The sequence below is a fragment of the Ralstonia mannitolilytica genome (assembly GCF_000954135.1).
Classification (GTDB): Bacteria; Pseudomonadota; Gammaproteobacteria; order Burkholderiales; family Burkholderiaceae; genus Ralstonia; species Ralstonia mannitolilytica.
Genome location: NZ_CP010799.1, coordinates 2,125,984 through 2,146,293 on the forward strand (window position 1 = coordinate 2,125,984; position 20,310 = coordinate 2,146,293).

Consider the following 20,310-nt stretch of genomic DNA (forward strand, 5'->3'; position numbering starts at 1 on the left):
GCCCCATGTCTGAACGCCCGCGTGATCGGCGCTTTCCGTTGACGCTCGACGCCGTCGTCGAACGCAAGCCTGCGGGCCGTCAGCGCGAGACGCGGATCTCCTCCGGCGTGAGCGCCATGTCGAATGCCGGATCGCGACCGGCGCCGGCACGTGCGGTGTCGGCCGAGCGGGCGCCGCAGGCACCGTCGCCTGCGCCCCAACGCGTGGCGGGCGTGGATGCGGTGGTCGGTGCGGTCGCCGCCAGTGCGGTGCAGGCGCGCACTCAAGCCGCGAATGCAGCGGCGGGGGGGATGGCGTCGGATCGCGCGCGGCAGGCGCTGGTCGGCCGCGTTCGTGCCGGCGGCGTGACCGACGCACGCGTGCTTGCCGCCATCGGCACGGTGCCCCGGCACCTGTTCGTCGATGCCGGTCTGGCGTCTCAGGCGTATGAGGATTCCGCCTTGCCGATCGGGCATCAGCAAACGATCTCGAAGCCTTCGGTGGTCGGCCGGATGATTGAGCTGCTGGTGCGCGAGCGGCCCCGGCGCGACGGCGCACCGCTGGCACGGGTGCTCGAAGTCGGAACCGGCTGCGGTTATCAGGCCGCGGTGCTCGCGCAACTGGCCGACGAGGTCTACTCGATCGAACGCGTCCGACCGCTGCACGAAAGAGCCAAAGCGAACTTGCGACCACTCCGTGTGCCAAACATCCGTCTGCATTACGGCGACGGCATGCTGGGGCTGCCGAAGGCCGCGCCGTTTGACGCCATCATCCTGGCCGCGGCGGGGTTGGAGGTGCCGCAGGCGCTGCTCGACCAGCTCGCTGTCGGCGGCCGCCTGATCGCGCCGGTGGCAACTGAGCGCAATGGCGGCCCCGCGCAGCAACTCATACTCATCGAGCGCCGCAGCCGCTTCCAGTTTCACAGTACCGCGCTTGAAGGCGTTTTCTTTGTCCCGTTAAAATCAGGAACTGTTTAGCATGTTCACTTCCCGGAGCTCCATGAACCGTCCAAGCCCCGCACGCGCCGGCCGGCTCGCTGTGGCGATGGTGTCGGCCGCACTGCTGGCGGCTTGCGCATCCTCCGGCAATCAAGCCCCTGTCCTCGACCGCACTTCGCGTGCCGGCACCAGCGGCGCCGCATCGCAGGAGCCGCCGCCTCCCGGCTACTACCGCGTCAAACGCGGCGACACGCTGTACAGCATCGCCCTGCGCAATGGCCAGGCCCCGCGCGATCTTGTCGCATGGAACAACATCGCGAATCCCAACCAGATCGAGGTCGATCAGCTGATTCGCGTGGTGCCGCCCAATGCCGACGTGAGCAGCACGGGCGCCGTGGTCACGCCGGTCCGCCCGGGTACCACGACCACGCAACCGAGCGACTCGGGCCCGGTCACGCCACCGCCGGCCACGTCGAGCCCGCCTGCTGCCGGGGCAAGCGACAGCCCCATCGCATTGGTATGGCCGGCGCACGGTTCGCTCGTCAACCGCTTCGACGACAAGGCCAACAAGGGCATCGACATCGGCGGCAAGCGGGGTGATCCGGTGCTCGCTGCCGGCGACGGAAAAGTGATCCACGTTGGACCCTTGCGTGGGTACGGGAATCTTGTCATCATCAAACACAACGACACGTTCCTGACCGCCTACGGCAACAACGACAAGGTTCTGGTCACCGAGCAATCCACGGTCAAGAAAGGGCAGAAGATCGCTGAAATGGGCAGTACCGATGCGGACCGCGTGAAACTTCACTTTGAAGTGCGCCGCAACGGCAAGCCGGTCGATCCGATGCGTTTCCTTCCGCCTCAATAGAGGAATGCATGCCGCGCCAGAAAGCCGCCACGCCCGCCACCCCCGTCGATGAAAACGTCGATGCTGTAGAGGGCCAAAGCACCCGTAACGGGCGCGGGGGGCGGCGTGCTCGCGGTGCGGCGCAACCTCCGACGGAAGACATTGAAGTCGCCGAGACGCTGGTCGACGAGGCGCCTGGCGCTGAATCGGCCGACCTTGCCGATGTGTCCGACAGCATCGACGAGCCCGAGGAAGACGAGGAAGAGTCTGGCGAAGCCGAGGAGGCGGCGCCGGAAGAGGATTTCCGCAAGGTGCTGCAGGCAGAGCTGGCTGCTGATACGGTCCAGCACTACCTGAATCGCATCAGCATCAAGCCGCTGCTGACGCCGGCCGAGGAACTGCATTTCTCGACGCTGGCCAAGGCTGGCGAGTTCACCGCCCGCCAGGTCATGATCGAGCGCAATCTGCGCTTGGTCGTGAGCATTGCAAAGGGTTATCTGAACCGCGGCGTTCCGCTTCTCGACCTGATCGAAGAGGGCAACCTCGGCTTGATGCATGCCATCGAGAAGTTCGATCCGGAACGCGGTTTCCGCTTTTCGACCTACGCGACATGGTGGATCCGCCAGAGCATCGAGCGCGCGATCATGAACCAGGCGCGCACCGTCCGCTTGCCGGTGCACGTGATCCGCGAACTCAACCAGGTGCTGCGCGCCAAGCGCCATCTTGAGAAGGGCGGGATCGACGGCCGCGACGCGAGCCTTGAAGATATCGCCCACCTGCTCGGCAAGACGACGGAAGAAGTCCAGGATGTGCTGTCCCTCAACGAGCACACGACTTCGCTGGATACGCCGTTTGACCTCGATCCTGGCACCAGCCTGCTCGACTTTCTGTCGGACGAACACGGCGCGTCGCCGGACCAGGAAGTCGCGCATCGCGAGTTGTCGCAGCTGATGAAGTCGTGGCTGGCTCGCCTCTCTGACAAGCATCGCTATGTGGTGGAGCGCCGCTTCGGCCTGAACCATATCGAGCCCGCCACGCTGGAAGAGCTCGCCGCTGAAATGGGGCTGACCCGCGAACGCGTGCGCCAGATCCAGCAAGAAGCGCTGGTCAAGCTCAAGCGCCACTTCGCCTCGCAGGGCGTGCGCAAGGACGCGGTGCTGTAAGACCGCCTCTCTCTCTCCCTCAATCGTTTCGCAGCTCCAGCAGCATCGGCTGGTGGTCTGATGCCTGTGTGGCGCTATTGACCTCAACGCGCAGCACGCGCGCCTTCAGCGGGTCGCTGATCAGCATGAAATCGCATGCGTAGGCCGGTTCCGTCCAGCCGGTGCGATCGTAGACGCCGAAGGTGGGCGGTTGCGGTGTCGCGCCATGGGCAATTTCCCAGGCGTCATGCAACGCTGGCGCTTGTGTGAGCGGCACGGTGGCGAGCCGCTTGGGGGTGGAATCCGGTTTGCAGTTGAAATCGCCGCAGATGACGGTCGACATGGTTTGTGCCAGCGGGCGGAACGGGCCGATGGCCGACTCGGGGCCGAGCTGCTGCGCCTCGCTTGCGCGCGCGCAGCCCTCGGCGTGAACGGCGCGCAACGCATCAACCTGTGCCAGGCGCTGAAGCTCGGAGTAGTACTCCAGGTGCGTAGTCACGATGCGCAACGGACCGAAAGGTGCTAGCAGGATCGTCTCGATGGCCATGCGGGGCATGAACGGCGTAGCGTCGGGCGGGCAAGGCAGCGCGTGCCGGACGACGTGGAGCACAGGCAGGCGGGAAGCGATCGCGTTGCCGAAGCGTTGCACGTGCTGGCCGTCGTGCCGCTCCAGGGCGAAGCCGCCGATGACGCTGTACTCCCTGCCCAACGCATCCGTGAGCTCGCCCCATTGATCCGGACCCGGCTGGCCGGGCAGGGCGGTGAACCCGGATGTCAGTTCCTGCAGGCATAGGACGTCAAAGCGGCTCATGCGGTGAGCCTCGTCCAACTGGCGCGCAAGATCGACATGCCTGTCCACGCCGCGGCCCCACTGGATGTTCCACGTCAGGATGACGGTGCTCATGGTGTCCTCCGGTGTCTTACAATGCCGCCCTTGTCCTTTTATCCGCCCAGGCTCGCCCGTGTCTCAAGCTGCACCCAACGTCACGCCTTCGTCTCCTGATCCGGCAACCGGTGCGCCCGCCAAGGCGCCGCGTGGCCGAAGGAAGCCCGATATGCCGGTGGCTGGCCCGCTGGACGTCGTCTCGCTGGACAACGAGGCGCGGGGCATCGGACGTCTGGCCAATGAAGACGGCACGCCCGGCAAGGTCGTGTTCGTAGAGGGCGCGCTGCCGGGCGAGCAGGTAACGTACCGCAGCCATCGCGTGAAGCCGTCGTACGAGCAGGCGAGCGTGGTGAGCATTCTGCGCGCATCGGCGACGCGCGTGACGCCGCAATGCCAGTTCTTTGGCGTGTGCGGCGGTTGCTCGATGCAGCATCTGGACGCGCGCGCGCAGGTCGCCATCAAACAGCGCGTGCTTGAGGACGATCTGTGGCACCTGGCCAAGCTGCGTCCGGACGTTGTCTTCCGGCCGATTGCCGGACCGGATTGGGGCTATCGCTATCGTGCGCGTCTGACGGTGCGCCACGTTGCCGCCAAAGGCGGCGTGCTGGTGGGGTTTCATGAGCGCAAGAGCAGCTATGTGGCTGACATGACGTCGTGCGAGATTCTGCCGCCGCACGTCTCGGCGCTGCTGGTGCCGTTGCGCGAACTGGTGGGGCGCTTGTCCATCGTCCAGCGCATGCCCCAGATCGAGCTGGCGGTCGGGCAGGATGTGACCGCGCTGGTGCTGCGCGTTCTGGAGCCACTCACGTCCGCCGACGAAGCCGAACTGCGTGCCTTTGCCGACCGGCATAACGTCCAGTTCTGGCTGCAGCCGAAGGGCCCTGACACGGTCTACCCGTTCTATCCGCTGGAGCGCGCGCTGACGTACACGCTGCCGGAGTTCGGTATCACGATGCCGTTCAAGCCGACGGATTTCACGCAGGTCAATCACCAGATCAACCGGGTGCTGATGTCGCGGGCGTTGAAACTGCTCGACGCGCAGCCTGGGGATCGGCTGCTCGACCTCTTCTGCGGGATCGGAAATTTCACGCTCCCGATGGCCACGCGCGCCCGCGAGGTCATCGGCATCGAAGGCAGCGAAGCCCTGACCACCCGCGCTCTGGCCAACGCCAAACACAACGGTTTGGACGCGAAGACCTCGTTTGCCTGCCGCAACCTGTTCGAAGTGACGGCCGATGATATCGCTGCGCTGGGCAAGTTTGATCGCTGGCTGATCGACCCGCCTCGGGAGGGGGCGCTGGCGGTGTCCAAGGCGCTGGCCGAGTTGTCGCAACGCGGCGCCGATGCGGCCGACCTCCTGCCGAAGCGGATCGTCTATGTGTCGTGCAATCCGTCCACCTTGGCGCGCGATGCGGGTTTGCTGGTGCACGAGGCCGGCTATCGGCTTGCGGGGGCGGGCGTGGTGAACATGTTCCCGCACACGTCCCACGTGGAGTCGATCGCTGTATTCGAGCGGGGCTGACCCCCAGGCACGGACAAAGAAAAACCGGCGCACCGGGCGCCGGTTTTTTTTCGCTATTGACTGCGACGAGGTTCAGTCGCGATTGCCGCCGAAGATGCCGAGGATCGCCAGCAGGTTCGTGAAGATGTTGTAGACGTCCAGATAGATCGCCAAGGTGGCGGTGACGTAGTTCGTTTCGCCGCCGTTCACGATGCGCTGCACGTCAAACAGGATGTAGGCCGAGAAGATCGCAATGGCCAGCACCGAGATCGTCAGCATCATCGCCGGCAACTGCAGCCAGATATTGGCCACCGAACCGACGATCAGCACCAGCACGCCCATGAACAGCCACTTGCCCAGGCCCGAGAAGTCGCGTTTGCTGACCGTGGCCACCGTCGCCATCACGCCAAAGATGATCGCCGTGCCGCCAAACGCCGTCATGATCAGCGACGCGCCGTTCGAAAAGCCCAGGATCATGCCGATCAGGCGCGAGAGCATCAGCCCCATGAAGAACGTGAAGCCGAGCAGCAGGGCGACGCCCACGCCGCTGTTCTTGAAGCGCTCGATCGCATAGAAGAAGCCGAAAGCCACCGCCATGAAGACGACGAAGCCGATCAGTGGGTTACGCCCCATCAGGTTGAAACCGGTGGCGACGCCGATCCACGCACCGAGGATGGTGGGAATCATGGAAAGTGCGAGCAGCCAATAGGTATTGCGCAGCACGCGGTTGCGGACGGCCAACGCGCCGGCGGTGCCGGAAGCGCCAAAACCGTACGTGTTGAGTTGGTTGTCCATGCGAACTCCTTGGGTAAATGACATTGCAGACAATGCGACGACGCACCGAATGTGGCATCCGAGGTGAGCTTTTGCAAGCCGCATCGTCCCTACTTCGAGGAAAGAGCATGCCACGCGGTTCCAGCATTCGGGCGATCCTGACGTCGCAGGACGGCCGGCGGAGGTGCTTTTCTGGGCGCACGGTAAGGCGATGCTAAGCCTGCACCCTCCCGCCCGACCGCAGACGGCTTGAGTGATTAACGAGGCTCTCGCGAAAGCTGCTCTGGCAAGGGACGGTTGCACCGTTTGCCATCCAACCCTGCCGCTCGCGTGCTAGAATCCAACGTTTATCTTTGATGTAACACCTTCATTTTTTGGAGTTTTTGATGGCGATCGAACGCACCCTCTCGATTATCAAGCCGGACGCCGTGGCCAAGAACGTCATCGGCCAGATCTATGCCCGTTTCGAAGGCGCTGGCCTGAAGATCGTCGCGGCCAAGATGGTCCACCTGTCGCGCGCTGAAGCCGAGCAGTTCTACGCCGTGCACAAGGAGCGTCCGTTCTTCAAGGATCTGGTCGACTTCATGATCTCGGGCCCCGTGATGGTTCAGGTGCTGGAAGGCGAAAACGCCATTGCCAAGAACCGCGACCTGATGGGCGCAACGGACCCGAAGAAGGCTGAGAAGGGCACGATCCGCGCCGATTTTGCCGACAGCATTGACGCCAACGCCGTGCACGGCTCGGACGCTGCTGAAACGGCTGCCGTGGAAGTGGCTTTCTTCTTCCCGGGCCTGAACATTTACAGCCGCTAAGCGTCAACGCTAGACTGGATTGGCGGTTTTGGGTTGCAACTCATGAGCGATGTGGTGAATCTCCTCGATTTCGACGCACAGGGCCTTCTCGCGTACTGCGAGGGCCTGGGCGAGAAGTCGTTCCGCGCCAAGCAATTGCAGCGCTGGATTCACCAGTCCGGCGCGTCTGACTTTGCCGAGATGACCGATCTCGCCAAGTCGCTGCGCGAAAAGTTGGCAACCCGGGCCGTCATCCAGGCGCCGGCGGTCATTTCCGATCACCTCTCGTCGGACGGCACCCGCAAGTGGTTGGTCGACGTGGGGCAGGGCAATGCCGTCGAGACGGTCTACATCCCGGAAGAGACGCGCGGCACACTGTGCGTGTCGTCTCAGGCCGGGTGCGCCGTCAACTGCCGGTTCTGTTCGACCGGCAAGCAGGGGTTTTCACGCAACCTCACCACGGGCGAGATCATCGGGCAGCTCTGGATGGCTGAATTTGCCATGCGCAAGCAGCTCGGCCGCGGTCCCAAGGATGACCGTGTCATCACCAACGTCGTGATGATGGGCATGGGCGAGCCGCTGCTGAACTATGACGCGGTGGTGCCGGCGCTGTCGCTGATGCTCGACGACAATGCATACGGCCTTTCGCGCCGTCGGGTGACGGTGTCCACGTCCGGCGTGGTGCCGATGATGGATCGCCTGTCACGCGATTTGCCGGTGGCGCTGGCTGTGTCGCTGCATGCGTCCAACGACGCGCTGCGCGACGTGCTCGTGCCGCTCAACAAGAAGTATCCGCTGGCCGAACTGATGGCTGCCTGCCGGCGCTATCTCGAGTTCGCGCCGCGCGACTTCATCACCTTCGAATACTGCATGCTCGACGGCGTCAATGACACGGTCGAGCACGCCCGCGAACTGCTGCGCGTCGTGGCCGACGTGCCGTGCAAGTTCAACCTCATTCCGTTCAACCCGTTCCCGGAGTCCGGGTTGAAGCGTTCGAACAACGAGCAGATCCGTCGCTTTGCCCAGGTGCTGCTGGATGCCGGCATCGTGACCACCATTCGCAAGACACGTGGCGACGACATCGATGCCGCCTGCGGTCAGCTGGCGGGTGAGGTTAAGGACCGTACGCGCCTCGCGGAGCGCGGCAAGTTCGGCAAGATCGTCCCGGTTCCCGTGGTCGGAGCCGACTCCACTCAACGTATGGGTACCGCATGAAGCGTTGGTCGACTGCTGTCAGTCTGGTCTTCACGCTGGCAGCCGCCGGGTGCGCATTGCCGCCGCCGGCCCAGACGCAAGACGTCAAGACGCTCTCCGATCAGACCGATAACACCAGCCGGCGTGCCGCGATCCGGCTGCAGTTGGCGACGCAATATCTCGAGGCGGGCCAGGCGGCGACGGCACTTGATGAAATCAAGAACGCCATCGCCATCGATCCGAACGTGCCAGGCGCGTATCACATCCGGGCGCTGGCTTACATGAACCTCGGGCAACACGAGCTGGCCGACGACAGTTTCCGACGGGCGTTGGCGGCCGCACCCCAGGATGGCGACTTGCTGAATAACTACGGGTGGTTCCTGTGCTCGCAGGGCGGCAAGCCCGAGCAGGGCATGGCGATGCTTCGCCGGGCGATCGAGGCACCCGCGGCGGGCAGCCCCGCCAAACCATGGACCAACCTCGGTGTCTGCCAGATGCGACAGGGCGATCTGGATGGCGCAGAGAAAAGCCTCACGCGCGCCACCTATATCGACGCCAACAATCCGCTGACCAACCTCACGTTGGCACAGCTCTATTACAAGCGCCGCGAATACGCGCGCGCCATGCCGTTCATCGAACGCGTCAACGGCCGCGGCAACCCGACGGCCGAGAGCCTGTGGTTGGGCGCGCGCATCGCCCGCCGCCTCGGTGACATCTCGCAGCAGAACGCATGGAGCGCGCAGTTGCAGCGCCGCTTCCCCAATGCGCCCGAAGAGGCGGCTTTCGAACGAGGAGCATGGGATGACTGAACGCGACGCGGCAGGTGCAGCCGATCTCTCTTACGGTACGGCGCCTGCCTCGAATCCCCCTGCCGCATCACCGGAGCGTGACGAGGCATTGCGTGAGATTGCCGAGCGGCTGCGCGCTGGCCGCGAGCGCCAGCGCCAGACGGTCGAAGACCTGGCGACGCGCCTCAAGGTGGCGCCTGCCAAGCTGTACGCGGTGGAGTCGGCAGATCTTGCAGCCTTGCCGGACATGACGTTTGCCAAGGGGCTGATCCGCGCCTACGCGCGTGCATTGCAGGTCGACGTCGACGATCAACTCACCCGCCTGAATGCGCGGGCGTCGGTAGCCAACATCGGCTTGCGACCGGAGGGTGGCCTGGGCGAGTCGTTTTCCGACAAGCCGAGCTTCGCCAGACGTCGCGGGGGTGGCCGCTGGCTCATTGGCGTGCTCCTCGCGGTACTGGTAGCTGGCGGCGCGCTGGCCGGCATGGACAAGCTCAAGGCGTGGCTCGCCACGCAGACCGCTGCAACGCAGAGCGCGCAGTCCGGCGAAAAGGAAGCGCCGGCCGGCGACCAGCCTGCACCGACGCGGGCGGGTGAGGCCCCTGCGCCCGCCGCTGCACCAGAAACGCCGACCGCTTCGATGCCCACGCCGCTGGCGCCCGCTGCACCGGCCGCGCCGGCCTCCGGTGTTGTGACGGCGCCGCTTGCGCCACCGCCCTCGCTGCCGCGCTCGGACAATGGTGCCGCGCCGGCAGCGGCTGCCGGCGTCGTCAAGGCGGCAGTTGTCAATGTCGATGCACCGGTGTCCGGGCCGGCGAGCGAGGCTGCCAAAGCCGCCGATCAACCGGCTGGCAATGGCACGGTGTCGGTCCGCTTTTCGGGCGCGTCGTGGTATGAGATCAAGGACAAGTCCGGCAAGACGATCGGCAGCGGGCTCTCCAAAGAGGGCGATGCACGCGAACTGACGGGGACGCCGCCGTTCAAGGTCGTCTTCGGCAATGCCGAGGCGGTCGAGTCCTTGACGGTTGGCGGCGCGCCGATCGATATCCAGAAGTACGCCCGCAACCGCGTGGCGCGGGCTACGTTGCCCTGAACCGTTTTATGTTTGAACGGTGCGTCGCCTGAGTCGGCGGCGCGCTTTGTCTGACCATGGAAATCTCCACGCCTCTCGATTGCGCTCCCGCCTTGGCCGGCCCGTTGCCGCGCCGGAATTCGCGCCCGGCAGAAATCCGCTGGGGTGATCGCATTGTGCGTGTGGGCGGCGATGCGCCGGTCTGCGTGCAATCCATGACGAATACCGACACCTCGGATGCCATCGGCACGGCAATCCAGGTGAAGGAGCTCGCGCGCGCGGGGTCGGAACTCGTCCGCATCACGGTGGATACGCCGGCCGCAGCCGCAGCCGTGCCGGCCATTCGCGAGCAGCTCGATCGCATGGGCGTCGATGTGCCGCTGGTGGGCGACTTCCACTACAACGGGCACAAGCTGCTGCAGGATTTCCCCGAGTGTGCGCAGGCGCTGTCGAAATACCGCATCAACCCGGGCAACGTGGGGCAGGGCGCCAAGCGCGATACACAGTTCGCGCAGATGATCGAGATCGCGTGCCGCTATGAAAAGCCGGTGCGTATCGGCGTGAACTGGGGCAGTCTCGATCAGGATCTGCTCGCCCGGATCATGGACGAGAACGCCAAGCGCACCGTGCCCTGGGACGCCCGAGCCGTGATGGTCGAGGCGCTGATCACCTCGGCGATCCAGTCTGCACGCAAGGCGGAAGAGCTCGGGTTGCCGGGCAACCAGATCATCCTGTCGTGCAAGGTTTCGGCGGTGCAGGATCTGATTGCGGTCTACCGCGAGCTGGCGCGCCGTTGCAATTACGCGCTGCATCTGGGTCTGACGGAGGCCGGGATGGGCAGCAAGGGGATCGTCGCTTCGACCGCGGCGCTGGCGGTGCTGCTGCAGGAAGGCATTGGCGACACGATCCGGGTTTCGCTGACACCGGAGCCCGGTGCGCCGCGCGAGAAGGAAGTCATCGTGGCACAGGAGATCCTGCAGACCATGGGGCTGCGCAACTTCACGCCGATGGTCATCGCATGCCCCGGGTGCGGCCGTACAACCAGTACCGTGTTCCAGGAACTGGCCGCGCGCATCCAGTCGTACCTGCGCGAGCAGATGCCGATGTGGAAGGTGCAGTACCCCGGTGTCGAAGAGATGACCGTGGCCGTGATGGGCTGCATCGTCAATGGCCCGGGCGAGAGCAAGCACGCCAATATCGGCATTTCACTGCCGGGCACGGGCGAGTCTCCGGCAGCGCCGGTGTTCGTCGACGGCGTGAAGGTGAAGACGCTGCGCGGCGAACGCATCGCCGAAGAGTTCCAGATCATCGTCGACGAATATGTGCGCACCCATTACGGGGCGCAGGCTGTGACGGCGGCATAAGCGCCCACAGCACAATCGACTGGCCGGCACCGCAGAGGCGCCGGCTTTTAACGTGACATCATGAGCGATACCAAACAACAACGCGCGCAGAAGATCGCGGGCGTCAAGGGCATGAACGACCTGCTGCCCAGCGACGCGCCGCTGTGGGAGCACTTCGACAACGCCGTGCGCAGCATGCTGCGCGCCTATGGCTATCAACAGATCCGAACCCCGATCGTCGAGCACACGCAATTGTTCGTGCGCGGGATCGGCGAGGTGACCGATATCGTCGAGAAGGAGATGTATTCCTTTACCGATGCGCTCAATGGTGAGCACTTGACGCTGCGCCCGGAGGGGACGGCTGCGGCCGTGCGCGCGGTCATTGAACACAACCTGCTGTACGACGGCCCCAAGCGCCTGTGGTACACCGGCCCGATGTTCCGCCACGAGCGGCCCCAGCGCGGCCGCTATCGCCAGTTCCATCAGGTCGGTGTGGAAGCGCTCGGTTTTGCGGGTCCGGACATCGACGCCGAAGTCATCCTCATGTGCCAGCGTCTGTGGGACGACCTCGGCCTGGTGGGGCTGAAGCTCGAGCTGAACTCGCTTGGTCAGGCGGAAGAGCGCGCCGCGCACCGCGCCGATCTCATCAAGTATCTGGAAGGCTTCCAGGACATCCTTGACGAAGACGGCAAGCGGCGTCTGTACACCAATCCGCTGCGCGTGCTCGATACCAAGAACCCTGCGCTGCAGGACATGGCTGCCGGTGCTCCCCAGCTGATCGATTACCTGGGCGAAGCCTCGCGCGCGCACTTCGAGGGCGTGCAGAAACTGCTCAAGGCCAACAACATTCCGTTCACGATCAATCCGCGCCTGGTGCGCGGGCTCGATTACTACAACCTGACCGTCTTCGAGTGGACGACGGACAAGCTGGGGGCCCAAGGCACGGTCGCAGGTGGCGGGCGATACGATCCGCTGATCGAGCAGATCGGCGGCAAGCCGACCCCGGCATGCGGCTGGGCCATGGGCGTCGAGCGCATCATCGAACTGCTGCGCGAGGAGAAGCTCGAGCCTGAAGCGCAGGGCTGCGACGTCTACATCGTCCACCAGGGCGACGAGGCGCAGGTCCAGGCCCTGGTGGCGGCCGAGCGGCTGCGTGATGCCGGACTCGACGTCATCCTGCATGCCTCGCCGGAAGGGCGCAACGGCAGCTTCAAGTCGCAGTTCAAGCGCGCAGACGCGAGTGGCGCATCCTATGCGGTTATCATTGGCGACGACGAAGTCGCTCAAGGCGTGGCACAGATCAAGCCGCTGCGCGGCGATCCTGCCACCGATGCCCAGCAGACCGTGCCGTCGGACCAGCTGGTCGACCGCCTGATTGACGCCATGGTGGCGAATAGCGACTAACCCACAATCCCTCAAGCTCTGCGAAGCATGGCCTACGATCTCGAAGAACAGGAACAATTAGAGAGCCTCAAGCACTGGTGGCGCGACAACGGCAACATGGTGACGTGGATCGCCATCGTGGTGCTGCTGGCCGTGGCCGCGTGGTTTGGGTGGAAGAACTGGCAGCGCAAGCAGGCGGGCGAGGCTTCCGTGCTGTACGAGCAAGTGCAGAAGGCTGTCGAAGGCAAGGACGCCGAGAAGATCAAGCGCGCCGCCGCCGACATGGAAGACAAGTTCGGTGGCACTGCGTATGCCGAGATGACGGCGCTGGCGGCTGCCAAGGCGCTGTACGAAGCGAACGACGTCGCCGCAGCCAAGGCCCAGCTGCAGTGGGCCGTCGACCATGCGCGCGACGACGAGTACAAGGCGCTCGCCAAGCTTCGCCTGGCGGGCCTGCTGCTCGATGAGAAGGCCTACGATCAGGGCCTCGCGTTGGTGTCGGGTGAGGCGGCCCCCGCGTTTGCAGGGCTGTATGCAGACCGCCGTGGCGACCTGCTGACGGCACAGAACAAGATCGAAGACGCGCGCGCGGCATACAAGCTGGCGCTCGAGAAGTTCGGTCCGGCCGACGCGGCTGCGCGCCAGATCGTTCAGTTCAAGCTCGATGCCCTGGGCGGTGCCTGATCGGCCTGACCAGCGCGCATTTCAACGCATAACACAAGGATTCCGATTTCATGACTCACGCACTTGAGCAGGGTGGTGTCGCGCGCGGTGTCGCGCATTCGGCGCGCGTTGCAGTGCTGGCACTGGCAGCCACGGCTGTCCTTGGCGGCTGTTCACTGTTCAGCAGCAAGAACAAGCATGAGCCTGCCAAGCTGCAGGAAGTCCAGCAGGTGCTCGCCGTGCGTCAGGTGTGGAGCGTCAGCGTCGGCAAGAGCGGGCGCTATGTCATGCAACCGGTGGTGGCTGGCGGCAACGTCTACGTGTCGTCTGCGGGGGGCACGGTGACGGCGCTGGATGGGGCGACCGGGCGCACGTTGTGGCAGGGCAAGGCCGACGTCGACCTGACTTCCGGCCCCGGCAGCGATGGCACGTTGACCGCCGTGGCAGGTGAGAAGGGCGCCGTGATCGCGTTCGACGAGAAGGGAGCGCAGAAGTGGAAGATCGCCGTCAACGGCGAAATCCTCACCGCACCGCTGGTCGGGCAGGGCCTCGTGGTCGTGCGTACGACCGACGGCCGCATCCTGGGGCTGGATCCGGCCAATGGCGAGCGCAAGTGGATCTATCAACGCTCTCCGTCTGCGCTGAACCTGCGCAGCAGCCTGCCCATGGTCTTTGCCGGCGACAGCATCATTCTCGGCTTCCCGGGTGGCAAGCTGGGTGCGCTGGGCGCAAGCAACGGTGCCCTGCGCTGGGAGGCTGCGGTGTCCTATCCTCGTGGTGTGTCGGAAATCGAGCGCCTGAACGACGTGACGGGTGCGCCGTCCATCAACGGCCAGCAGCAGGTGTGTGCCGCCAGCTTCCAGGGCCGCGTGGCCTGCTTTGATCTCAGCAACGGGGCACCGCAGTGGGCACGCGATTTCTCGTCGCCGACCGGTGTGACGCAGGCGGACCGCGGGCTGTTCGCGGCCGATGAGAAGTCGGTCGTGTACGGCTTCAACGCTCAGAATGGCGCAGACCTCTGGAAGAACGACGCGCTGCTGTGGCGTGATCTGGGTGCGCCGCTGGCTTTCGGGCACACGGTCATCGTCGGCGATTCGGAAGGCTGGCTGCACTTCCTGTCGGCCGATGATGGCAAGTTTGTGGCCCGCGTGAAGACCGATGGCAGCGCCATCAGTGCGGCGCCTGTGGTGGCCGGGCAGACGCTGGTCGTGCAGACGCGCGGCGGCGGCGTGTACGGTTACCTGCCGAAGTGATGCCGGCCGTCGCTGCATGGCGCGGCGGCGGCAAGCGAATCACATGGGGCGGCGATGCCGCCTCGGATCTGCGCCCGCGTGTCCCGCGGGCGTCTTGCATCTGTGCCATCCGTGCCGTCGGCCGCGCAGGTGCCAACCGCAGTTGCAACAACCCGAATTTGCCGTGGCGCCATTCGCGCGCGGCACACAAGCATGAAACCAGTCATTGCCCTCGTGGGGCGGCCGAATGTCGGCAAATCGACCCTGTTCAACCGCCTGACGCGTTCGCGTGACGCGCTCGTCGCGGACATGCCGGGCCTGACGCGCGACCGCCACTACGGTGAGGGCCGCGTAGGCGAACGTCCGTTCATTGTCATCGATACCGGCGGCTTCGAGCCCGTCGCCAAGGAAGGCATCGTGGCGGAGATGGCCAAGCAGACGCGCCAGGCCGTGGTCGAGGCCGACGTGGTCATCTTCCTGGTCGACGGCCGATTGGGCCTCGCGCCGCAGGACCGCGTGATTGCCGACTACCTGCGCAAGACCGGCCGCCGCATCCTCCTGGCCGTGAACAAGGCGGAGGGCATGAAGTACACCGCCGTGGCCACGGACTTCTATGAGCTGGGCCTGGGCGATCCGCACGCGATTTCGTCGGCGCATGGCGACGGTGTGCGTGATCTCGTGGACGAAGCGTTGGATCTCGCGTTCGCGGAGCGCCCCGAGCTTGCCGAGGCAGCGGACGCGCACGATCACGGCACGCGCATCGCCATCGTCGGCCGCCCGAACGTGGGCAAGTCGACATTGGTGAACGCGCTGATCGGCGAAGAGCGGGTGATCGCCTTCGACATGCCCGGCACCACGCGCGATGCCATCTACGTCGAGTTCGAACGCAACGGCAAGCCCTATACGCTGATCGACACGGCAGGGCTGAGAAAGCGCGGCAAGGTCTTCGAGGCGATCGAGAAGTTCTCGGTGGTGAAGACGCTGCAATCCATTGCAGACGCGAATGTAGTCGTGCTGCTGCTCGACGCGCAGCAGGACATCTCCGACCAGGACGCGCACATCGCCGGGTTCATCGTCGAATCGGGCCGCGCGCTGGTGATCGGGGTGAACAAGTGGGACGGCCTGTCCGGCCATGCGCGTGACCGCATCAAGCACGATCTGGAGCGCAAGCTGCAGTTCCTGTCGTTTGCCAACGTCCATTACATTTCCGCCAAGCAGCGCACGGGCATCGGCGCGTTGATGAAGTCGGTGGACGACGCCTATGCGGCCGCCATGATCAAGCTGCCGACGCCCAAGCTCACGCGCGTGCTGCAGGAGGCGGTCGAGTTCCAGCAACCGCGCCGCGCAGGCGTTTCGCGCCCGAAGCTGCGCTATGCGCACCAGGGCGGCTCCAATCCGCCGATCGTGGTGATCCACGGCAATGCGCTGTCGAACATCCCGGAAACCTATCGACGCTACCTCGAGGGCCGCTTCCGCGATGCGTTCCAGCTGAAGGGCACCCCGCTGCGAATTGAATTCCGCACGAACAAAAACCCCTACGCCCAATCCAAGGATTGAGCACCGGGCAGGAGGCGCTCGACAAGAGGAGCGTGTGACGAAGGGGCGATCAAAAGGGGGACCCGCCGACCGGCTGAGCCATTTCACATGGCGGAGTCGCCGGTTTTCCGTTTGCTTTCCCTGATTTCTAAGGCTAAATTCTCGAGACATGGCGCCTCAGGCGCCATCGGCGTCGTTTGGACGCGTCTGGCCGACTCTTTTGACGAACTTTTTTTGCGTCGCCTGCTTGAACCAGGGCTTCCGAGCCCCATAACCCATCACTAAACCTATAAATCTGGAGTGTGCCATGAGCAACAAAGGGCAATTGCTACAAGACCCGTTTCTGAATGCGCTGCGTAAGGAGCATGTGCCGGTGTCGATCTATCTCGTCAACGGTATCAAGCTGCAAGGCAATATCGAGTCGTTCGACCAGTATGTCGTCCTCCTGCGCAACACCGTGACGCAGATGGTGTACAAGCATGCGATCTCCACCGTGGTGCCGGCTCGTGCCGTGAATTTCCGCGTGGACGAAGCGTCCGACGCCTGATTCTGCCTCGCTCCCGCCGCCGTCCGCGCGGCGGGACGCTCCCATCCCTGCTTCTCCCGTACTTCATTTCCCCGCTTGGCATCTCATCCCACCTCCAGCTCGGAGCCGACACGCGCCATTCTGGTCGCCGTCGATTTCGGCAAACACGATTTCCAGGAAAGTCTGAGTGAACTGGCGCTGCTGGCGTCCACGGCCGGCTCTGACCCGGTGCGCGCGGTCACGGGCAAACGTTCCCGGCCCGATGCCGCACTGTTCATCGGCGCCGGCAAGGCGGAAGAGGTCAAGATCGCCGCAGACGAGGAAGATGCCGAGATCGTCATCTTCAACCATGCCCTGAGCCCGGCCCAGCAGCGCAATCTTGAGCGCTTCTTCGGTCGCCACGTCGTGGACCGGACCGGCCTGATCCTCGACATCTTCAGCCAGCGCGCCCAGAGCCACGTCGGCAAGGTGCAGGTGGAGCTCGCGAGCGTGCGCTATCAGGCCTCGCGGCTGGTGCGGGCTTGGAGCCACCTGGAGCGCCAGAAGGGCGGGATCGGCATGCGTGGCGGCCCCGGCGAGCGTCAGCTCGAACTCGACCGCCGGATGCTGGACGAACGTGCCAAGCGGCTCTCGGCGGAGCTCGACAAGCTGCAACGCCAACACGATACGCAGCGCCGCGCGCGCAGCCGCAACGATGCGTTTTCGGTTTCGCTGGTCGGCTATACCAACGCGGGAAAGTCGACGCTCTTCAATGCGCTGACCAAGGCGCGCGCCTATGCCGCCAACCAGTTGTTCGCCACGCTCGACACGACGTCCCGGCGGCTCTATCTGGAAGGGCTCGGCAACGTGGTGCTGTCGGACACGGTGGGGTTCATTCGCGATCTGCCCACGCAGCTGGTCGCGGCCTTCCGCGCCACGCTGGAAGAAACCGTACACGCCGATGTGCTGCTGCATGTGGTGGATGCTGCCAGCGCCGTCAAGCATGAGCAGATGGAGCAGGTGGACCGCGTGCTCGAAGAAATCGACGCCAGCGGCATTCCGCAGATCCTGGTGATGAACAAGATCGACGCCGCCGAGGAACTGCGCGCCCAGGGCCCACGCATCGAACGCAACGAAGCGGGGGCGGTGCGCCGCGTGTTCGTGTCTGCCATCGAGGGCGCGGGGCTGGATCTGCTGCGCGAAGCGCTGGTGGAAACCGCCATTCGCCTGCGCGAGCATCCGGCGCCCGACGGTGGTGAATTCGATCCGCGCTTCGACAGCCGTCGCGATGCGTCTTCGGAGCAGCGTGACGAACTGTCGCAAAGCTTGCGGCGCCACGGCGCTTCCGCCGAAGGTGACGAACAGGGCTGATAGAATGCCCCGTTACTCTTTCGCAGTCAGACAATCAGGACAAGCCCGACCGCTCATGCCCGAGATTTCGACCCAGCTTTCTTCCATGGTCCCGCCCAAGCCGGTGCGAGGCTTGTGGCACCGCTTGCGCGTGCTGCTTTCGCTGAATGATCCCCGCTGGGGTCGCGGCGACGACAATGCCGAGCGCGAAGACAAGGACGAACCGAAGCGTCAAAGCAAGCCGCCCCAGGATGGCCCGCCTGACCTCGACGAGCTGTGGCGCGACTTCAACCGCCGGCTGAACAACCTGTTCGGCCGCAAGGAAGGCGGCAACGGCAACGGCGGTCCGACGCCGCTTCGCCCGGGTAGCGGGCGCGGTACCTCCGGCCTGGGCGTCGGTGTGCTGGTGGCGGTGCTCGTGGGCCTGTGGCTCGCGAGCGGCTTCTTCATCGTGCAGGAAGGCCAGACGGGCGTGATCCTGCAGTTCGGCCGGTTCAAGTACCTGGCGACGCCGGGTATCAACTGGCGCCTGCCGTATCCGATCGAGTCGCACGAGATCGTCAACCTGTCGGGCGTGCGTACGCTCGAGATCGGCCGCACCACGCAGATCAAGGACACGAATCTGAAGGATTCCTCGATGCTCACGCAGGACGAGAACATCGTCGACGTGCGTTTCTCCGTGCAGTACAACATTGCCGATCCGGTCGAATACCTGTTCTACAACCGCACCGATCGCGGCGGCGATGAGGAACTGGTGACGCAGGCCGCCGAAACCTCCGTGCGCGAGATCGTCGGTCGCAACAAGATGGACGCCGTGCTGTACGAGGGGCGCGATGCCGTGAGCCGCAATCTGGCGGAGTCGATCCAGCGCATCCTGTCGGCCTACAAGACTGGCATCCGCATTCTCAGCGTGAACGTGCAGAGCGTGCAGCCGCCTGAACAGGTGCAGGCCGCGTTCGACGATGTGACCAAGGCCGGACAGGATCGCGAGCGCGCGATTTCCGAAGGCCAGGCGTACGCCAACGACGTCGTGCCGCGTGCCAAGGGTACGGCTGCGCGGCTCGTTGAGGAAGCGCAGGGTTACAAGGCCCGTGTGACCGCGCGTGCCGAAGGCGATGCCGCGCGCTTTGCCTCAGTGCAGCGCGAGTACGCGAAGGCGCCGCAAGTGACGCGCGACCGCATCTATCTGGAGACCATGCAGGACATCTACGCCAACGCGACCAAGGTGATGGTCGACCAGAGCAATGGCAGCCTGCTGTATCTGCCGCTGGACAAGCTCATCGCGCAGACGCAGGGTGGCTCGCATCCGCCCACGACACCCGGGGCTTCGCCGCAGGACAGCGGCTCGGCGCAGAGTGTGCCGACGCCTTCCAATCCGTCACCGGCAACCGACGCCGACTCGCGCTCGCGCGAGGCGCTGCGCAACCGTGACCGCGATTCGCGCTGAGAGGAGGGCACATGAACCGTCTGATTTCCGCCTTCGTGGCGCTGGTCATTGCCCTGGCGATATTGTCGTCGGTGGTATTCGTGGTGGATCAACGGCGCTACGCCGTCGTGTTCGCCTTTGGTGAGATCAAGCAGGTCATCAAGGAGCCGGGCCTGCACTTCAAGCTGCCACCGCCGTTGCAGAACGTGGTGTTCATGGACAAGCGCCTGCAGACCATCGATGTGGCCGGGGCCGACCGCTTCATCACGGCCGAGAAGAAGAACCTGCTGGTGGATTGGTTCGTCAAGTGGCGAGTGTCGGATCCGCGGCTGTTCTATGTCAGCTTCAAGGGCGACAACCGCCTCGCGCAGGACAGCATGACGCAGAAGATCAACTCCATCGCGCGCGATGAGTTTGCGCGGCGCACGGTGTCCGACGTGGTCTCCACAGACCGCGAAGCCGTGATGCAGAGCATCCTCAAGGGCGTGCAGGAGTATGGAAAGTCGGTCGGCGTGGACATCATCGACGTGCGGCTCAAGCGCGTCGACCTGCTGGCGAGCGTGACCGAATCCGTCTACCGCCGCATGGAGGCGGAGCGCAAGCGCGTGGCCAACGAGCTGCGCTCCACGGGCGCCGCCGAAGGCGAGAAGATCCGCGCCGATGCCGATCGCCAGCGCGAGGTCGTGCTTGCCGATGCGTACCGGGATGCCCAGAAGATCAAGGGTGAAGGCGATGCGCGCGCCGCCGACATCTATGCCGAGGCTTTCGGCCGCGACCCGCAGTTCGCCGCGTTCTGGCGGAGCATGGAGGCGTACCGCGCATCGTTCCGCGATCGTAAGGACGTGATGGTGCTGCAGCCGAACAGCGATTTCTTCAAGTACATGCGCAGCCCCAACGGCGGCAACGCGGCGGCGCCGGCTGCCCAGACGGGGCGCCATCGCTAGTACAATGCGCTGTTGA

General features: G+C 64.8%; 19 protein-coding genes. 17 read left to right on the plus strand and 2 right to left on the minus strand.

Annotated elements, in window-relative coordinates:
• The first annotated feature begins 5 nt into the window (after positions 1-5).
• The 3 genes from TK49_RS10130 to rpoS are packed head-to-tail and all read left to right on the plus strand — an operon-like array spanning position 6 to position 2,927.
• Entirely contained in the window at positions 6-956 is a 951-nt protein-coding gene (locus TK49_RS10130) for a protein-L-isoaspartate(D-aspartate) O-methyltransferase (protein ID WP_045786572.1), read from the plus strand.
• A 1-nt stretch (position 957) separates the two neighbouring features.
• Positions 958-1,785 carry a peptidoglycan DD-metalloendopeptidase family protein gene (locus TK49_RS10135; protein WP_045786573.1) on the plus strand — a complete coding sequence of 276 codons (828 nt, stop codon included), beginning with the start codon at positions 958-960 and terminating at the stop codon, positions 1,783-1,785.
• Between the two features lie 8 nt (positions 1,786-1,793).
• Positions 1,794-2,927, plus strand: coding sequence for an RNA polymerase sigma factor RpoS (gene rpoS / locus TK49_RS10140; protein WP_045786574.1), 1,134 nt, complete (start codon positions 1,794-1,796; stop codon positions 2,925-2,927).
• 19 nt (positions 2,928-2,946) lie between these two features.
• Here the strand turns inward: rpoS and TK49_RS10145 are convergent, their stop codons facing one another.
• Positions 2,947-3,810 carry an endonuclease/exonuclease/phosphatase family protein gene (locus TK49_RS10145; protein WP_045786575.1) on the minus strand — a complete coding sequence of 288 codons (864 nt, stop codon included), beginning with the start codon at positions 3,808-3,810 and terminating at the stop codon, positions 2,947-2,949.
• Positions 3,811-3,961: 151 nt separating this feature from the next.
• Here TK49_RS10145 and rlmD point away from each other — a divergent pair, with 151 nt between their 5' ends.
• On the plus strand, positions 3,962-5,314 hold the full coding sequence (rlmD, locus tag TK49_RS10150; protein ID WP_045786576.1) for a 23S rRNA (uracil(1939)-C(5))-methyltransferase RlmD: 1,353 nt from the start codon (positions 3,962-3,964) through the stop codon (positions 5,312-5,314).
• Positions 5,315-5,386: 72 nt separating this feature from the next.
• Here rlmD and TK49_RS10155 read toward each other — a convergent pair whose 3' ends face one another.
• Positions 5,387-6,088, minus strand: coding sequence for a Bax inhibitor-1/YccA family protein (locus TK49_RS10155; RefSeq protein ID WP_045786577.1), 702 nt, complete (start codon positions 6,086-6,088; stop codon positions 5,387-5,389).
• A gap of 365 nt (positions 6,089-6,453) precedes the next feature.
• Here TK49_RS10155 and ndk point away from each other — a divergent pair, with 365 nt between their 5' ends.
• The 13 genes from ndk to hflC all read left to right on the plus strand — a co-directional run bounded on the left by ndk (position 6,454) and on the right by hflC (position 20,294).
• Positions 6,454-6,879 (plus strand): nucleoside-diphosphate kinase, encoded by a 426-nt coding sequence (gene ndk, locus TK49_RS10160; RefSeq protein ID WP_045786578.1) that lies wholly within the window; start codon positions 6,454-6,456, stop codon positions 6,877-6,879.
• A gap of 42 nt (positions 6,880-6,921) precedes the next feature.
• The gene (rlmN, locus tag TK49_RS10165; protein ID WP_045786579.1) at positions 6,922-8,073 is read left to right on the plus strand and encodes a dual-specificity RNA methyltransferase RlmN; all 1,152 of its coding nucleotides are present in this window, start codon (positions 6,922-6,924) and stop codon (positions 8,071-8,073) included.
• Positions 8,070-8,861, plus strand: a complete 792-nt coding sequence (pilW, locus tag TK49_RS10170; RefSeq protein ID WP_045786580.1) for a type IV pilus biogenesis/stability protein PilW — start codon at positions 8,070-8,072, stop codon at positions 8,859-8,861. The genes rlmN and pilW overlap by 4 nt, the downstream gene beginning before the upstream one ends.
• Positions 8,854-9,933 carry a helix-turn-helix domain-containing protein gene (locus TK49_RS10175; RefSeq protein WP_045786581.1) on the plus strand — a complete coding sequence of 360 codons (1,080 nt, stop codon included), beginning with the start codon at positions 8,854-8,856 and terminating at the stop codon, positions 9,931-9,933. Before pilW ends, TK49_RS10175 begins: the two co-directional genes overlap by 8 nt.
• A 56-nt stretch (positions 9,934-9,989) precedes the next feature.
• Positions 9,990-11,276: a flavodoxin-dependent (E)-4-hydroxy-3-methylbut-2-enyl-diphosphate synthase gene (gene ispG, locus TK49_RS10180; RefSeq protein ID WP_045786582.1), complete on the plus strand. Its 1,287-nt coding sequence runs from the start codon at positions 9,990-9,992 to the stop codon at positions 11,274-11,276.
• Positions 11,277-11,336: 60 nt separating this feature from the next.
• Positions 11,337-12,659: a histidine--tRNA ligase gene (hisS, locus tag TK49_RS10185; protein ID WP_045786583.1), complete on the plus strand. Its 1,323-nt coding sequence runs from the start codon at positions 11,337-11,339 to the stop codon at positions 12,657-12,659.
• A gap of 27 nt (positions 12,660-12,686) precedes the next feature.
• Positions 12,687-13,322: a YfgM family protein gene (locus tag TK49_RS10190; protein WP_045786584.1), complete on the plus strand. Its 636-nt coding sequence runs from the start codon at positions 12,687-12,689 to the stop codon at positions 13,320-13,322.
• A 50-nt stretch (positions 13,323-13,372) separates the two neighbouring features.
• Positions 13,373-14,554: an outer membrane protein assembly factor BamB gene (gene bamB, locus TK49_RS10195; RefSeq protein ID WP_045786585.1), complete on the plus strand. Its 1,182-nt coding sequence runs from the start codon at positions 13,373-13,375 to the stop codon at positions 14,552-14,554.
• A 192-nt stretch (positions 14,555-14,746) separates the two neighbouring features.
• Positions 14,747-16,090 carry a ribosome biogenesis GTPase Der gene (gene der / locus TK49_RS10200; protein WP_045786586.1) on the plus strand — a complete coding sequence of 448 codons (1,344 nt, stop codon included), beginning with the start codon at positions 14,747-14,749 and terminating at the stop codon, positions 16,088-16,090.
• Between the two features lie 286 nt (positions 16,091-16,376).
• Complete coding sequence (gene hfq, locus TK49_RS10205) at positions 16,377-16,616, plus strand: RNA chaperone Hfq (RefSeq protein WP_003263868.1); 240 nt, start codon at positions 16,377-16,379, stop codon at positions 16,614-16,616.
• Between the two features lie 75 nt (positions 16,617-16,691).
• Positions 16,692-17,945: a GTPase HflX gene (hflX, locus tag TK49_RS10210; RefSeq protein ID WP_045786587.1), complete on the plus strand. Its 1,254-nt coding sequence runs from the start codon at positions 16,692-16,694 to the stop codon at positions 17,943-17,945.
• Positions 17,946-18,000: 55 nt separating this feature from the next.
• Positions 18,001-19,371, plus strand: a complete 1,371-nt coding sequence (hflK, locus tag TK49_RS10215) for an FtsH protease activity modulator HflK (RefSeq protein ID WP_045786588.1) — start codon at positions 18,001-18,003, stop codon at positions 19,369-19,371.
• Between the two features lie 11 nt (positions 19,372-19,382).
• Entirely contained in the window at positions 19,383-20,294 is a 912-nt protein-coding gene (hflC, locus tag TK49_RS10220; protein WP_045786589.1) for a protease modulator HflC, read from the plus strand.
• Positions 20,295-20,310: the final 16 nt, after the last annotated feature.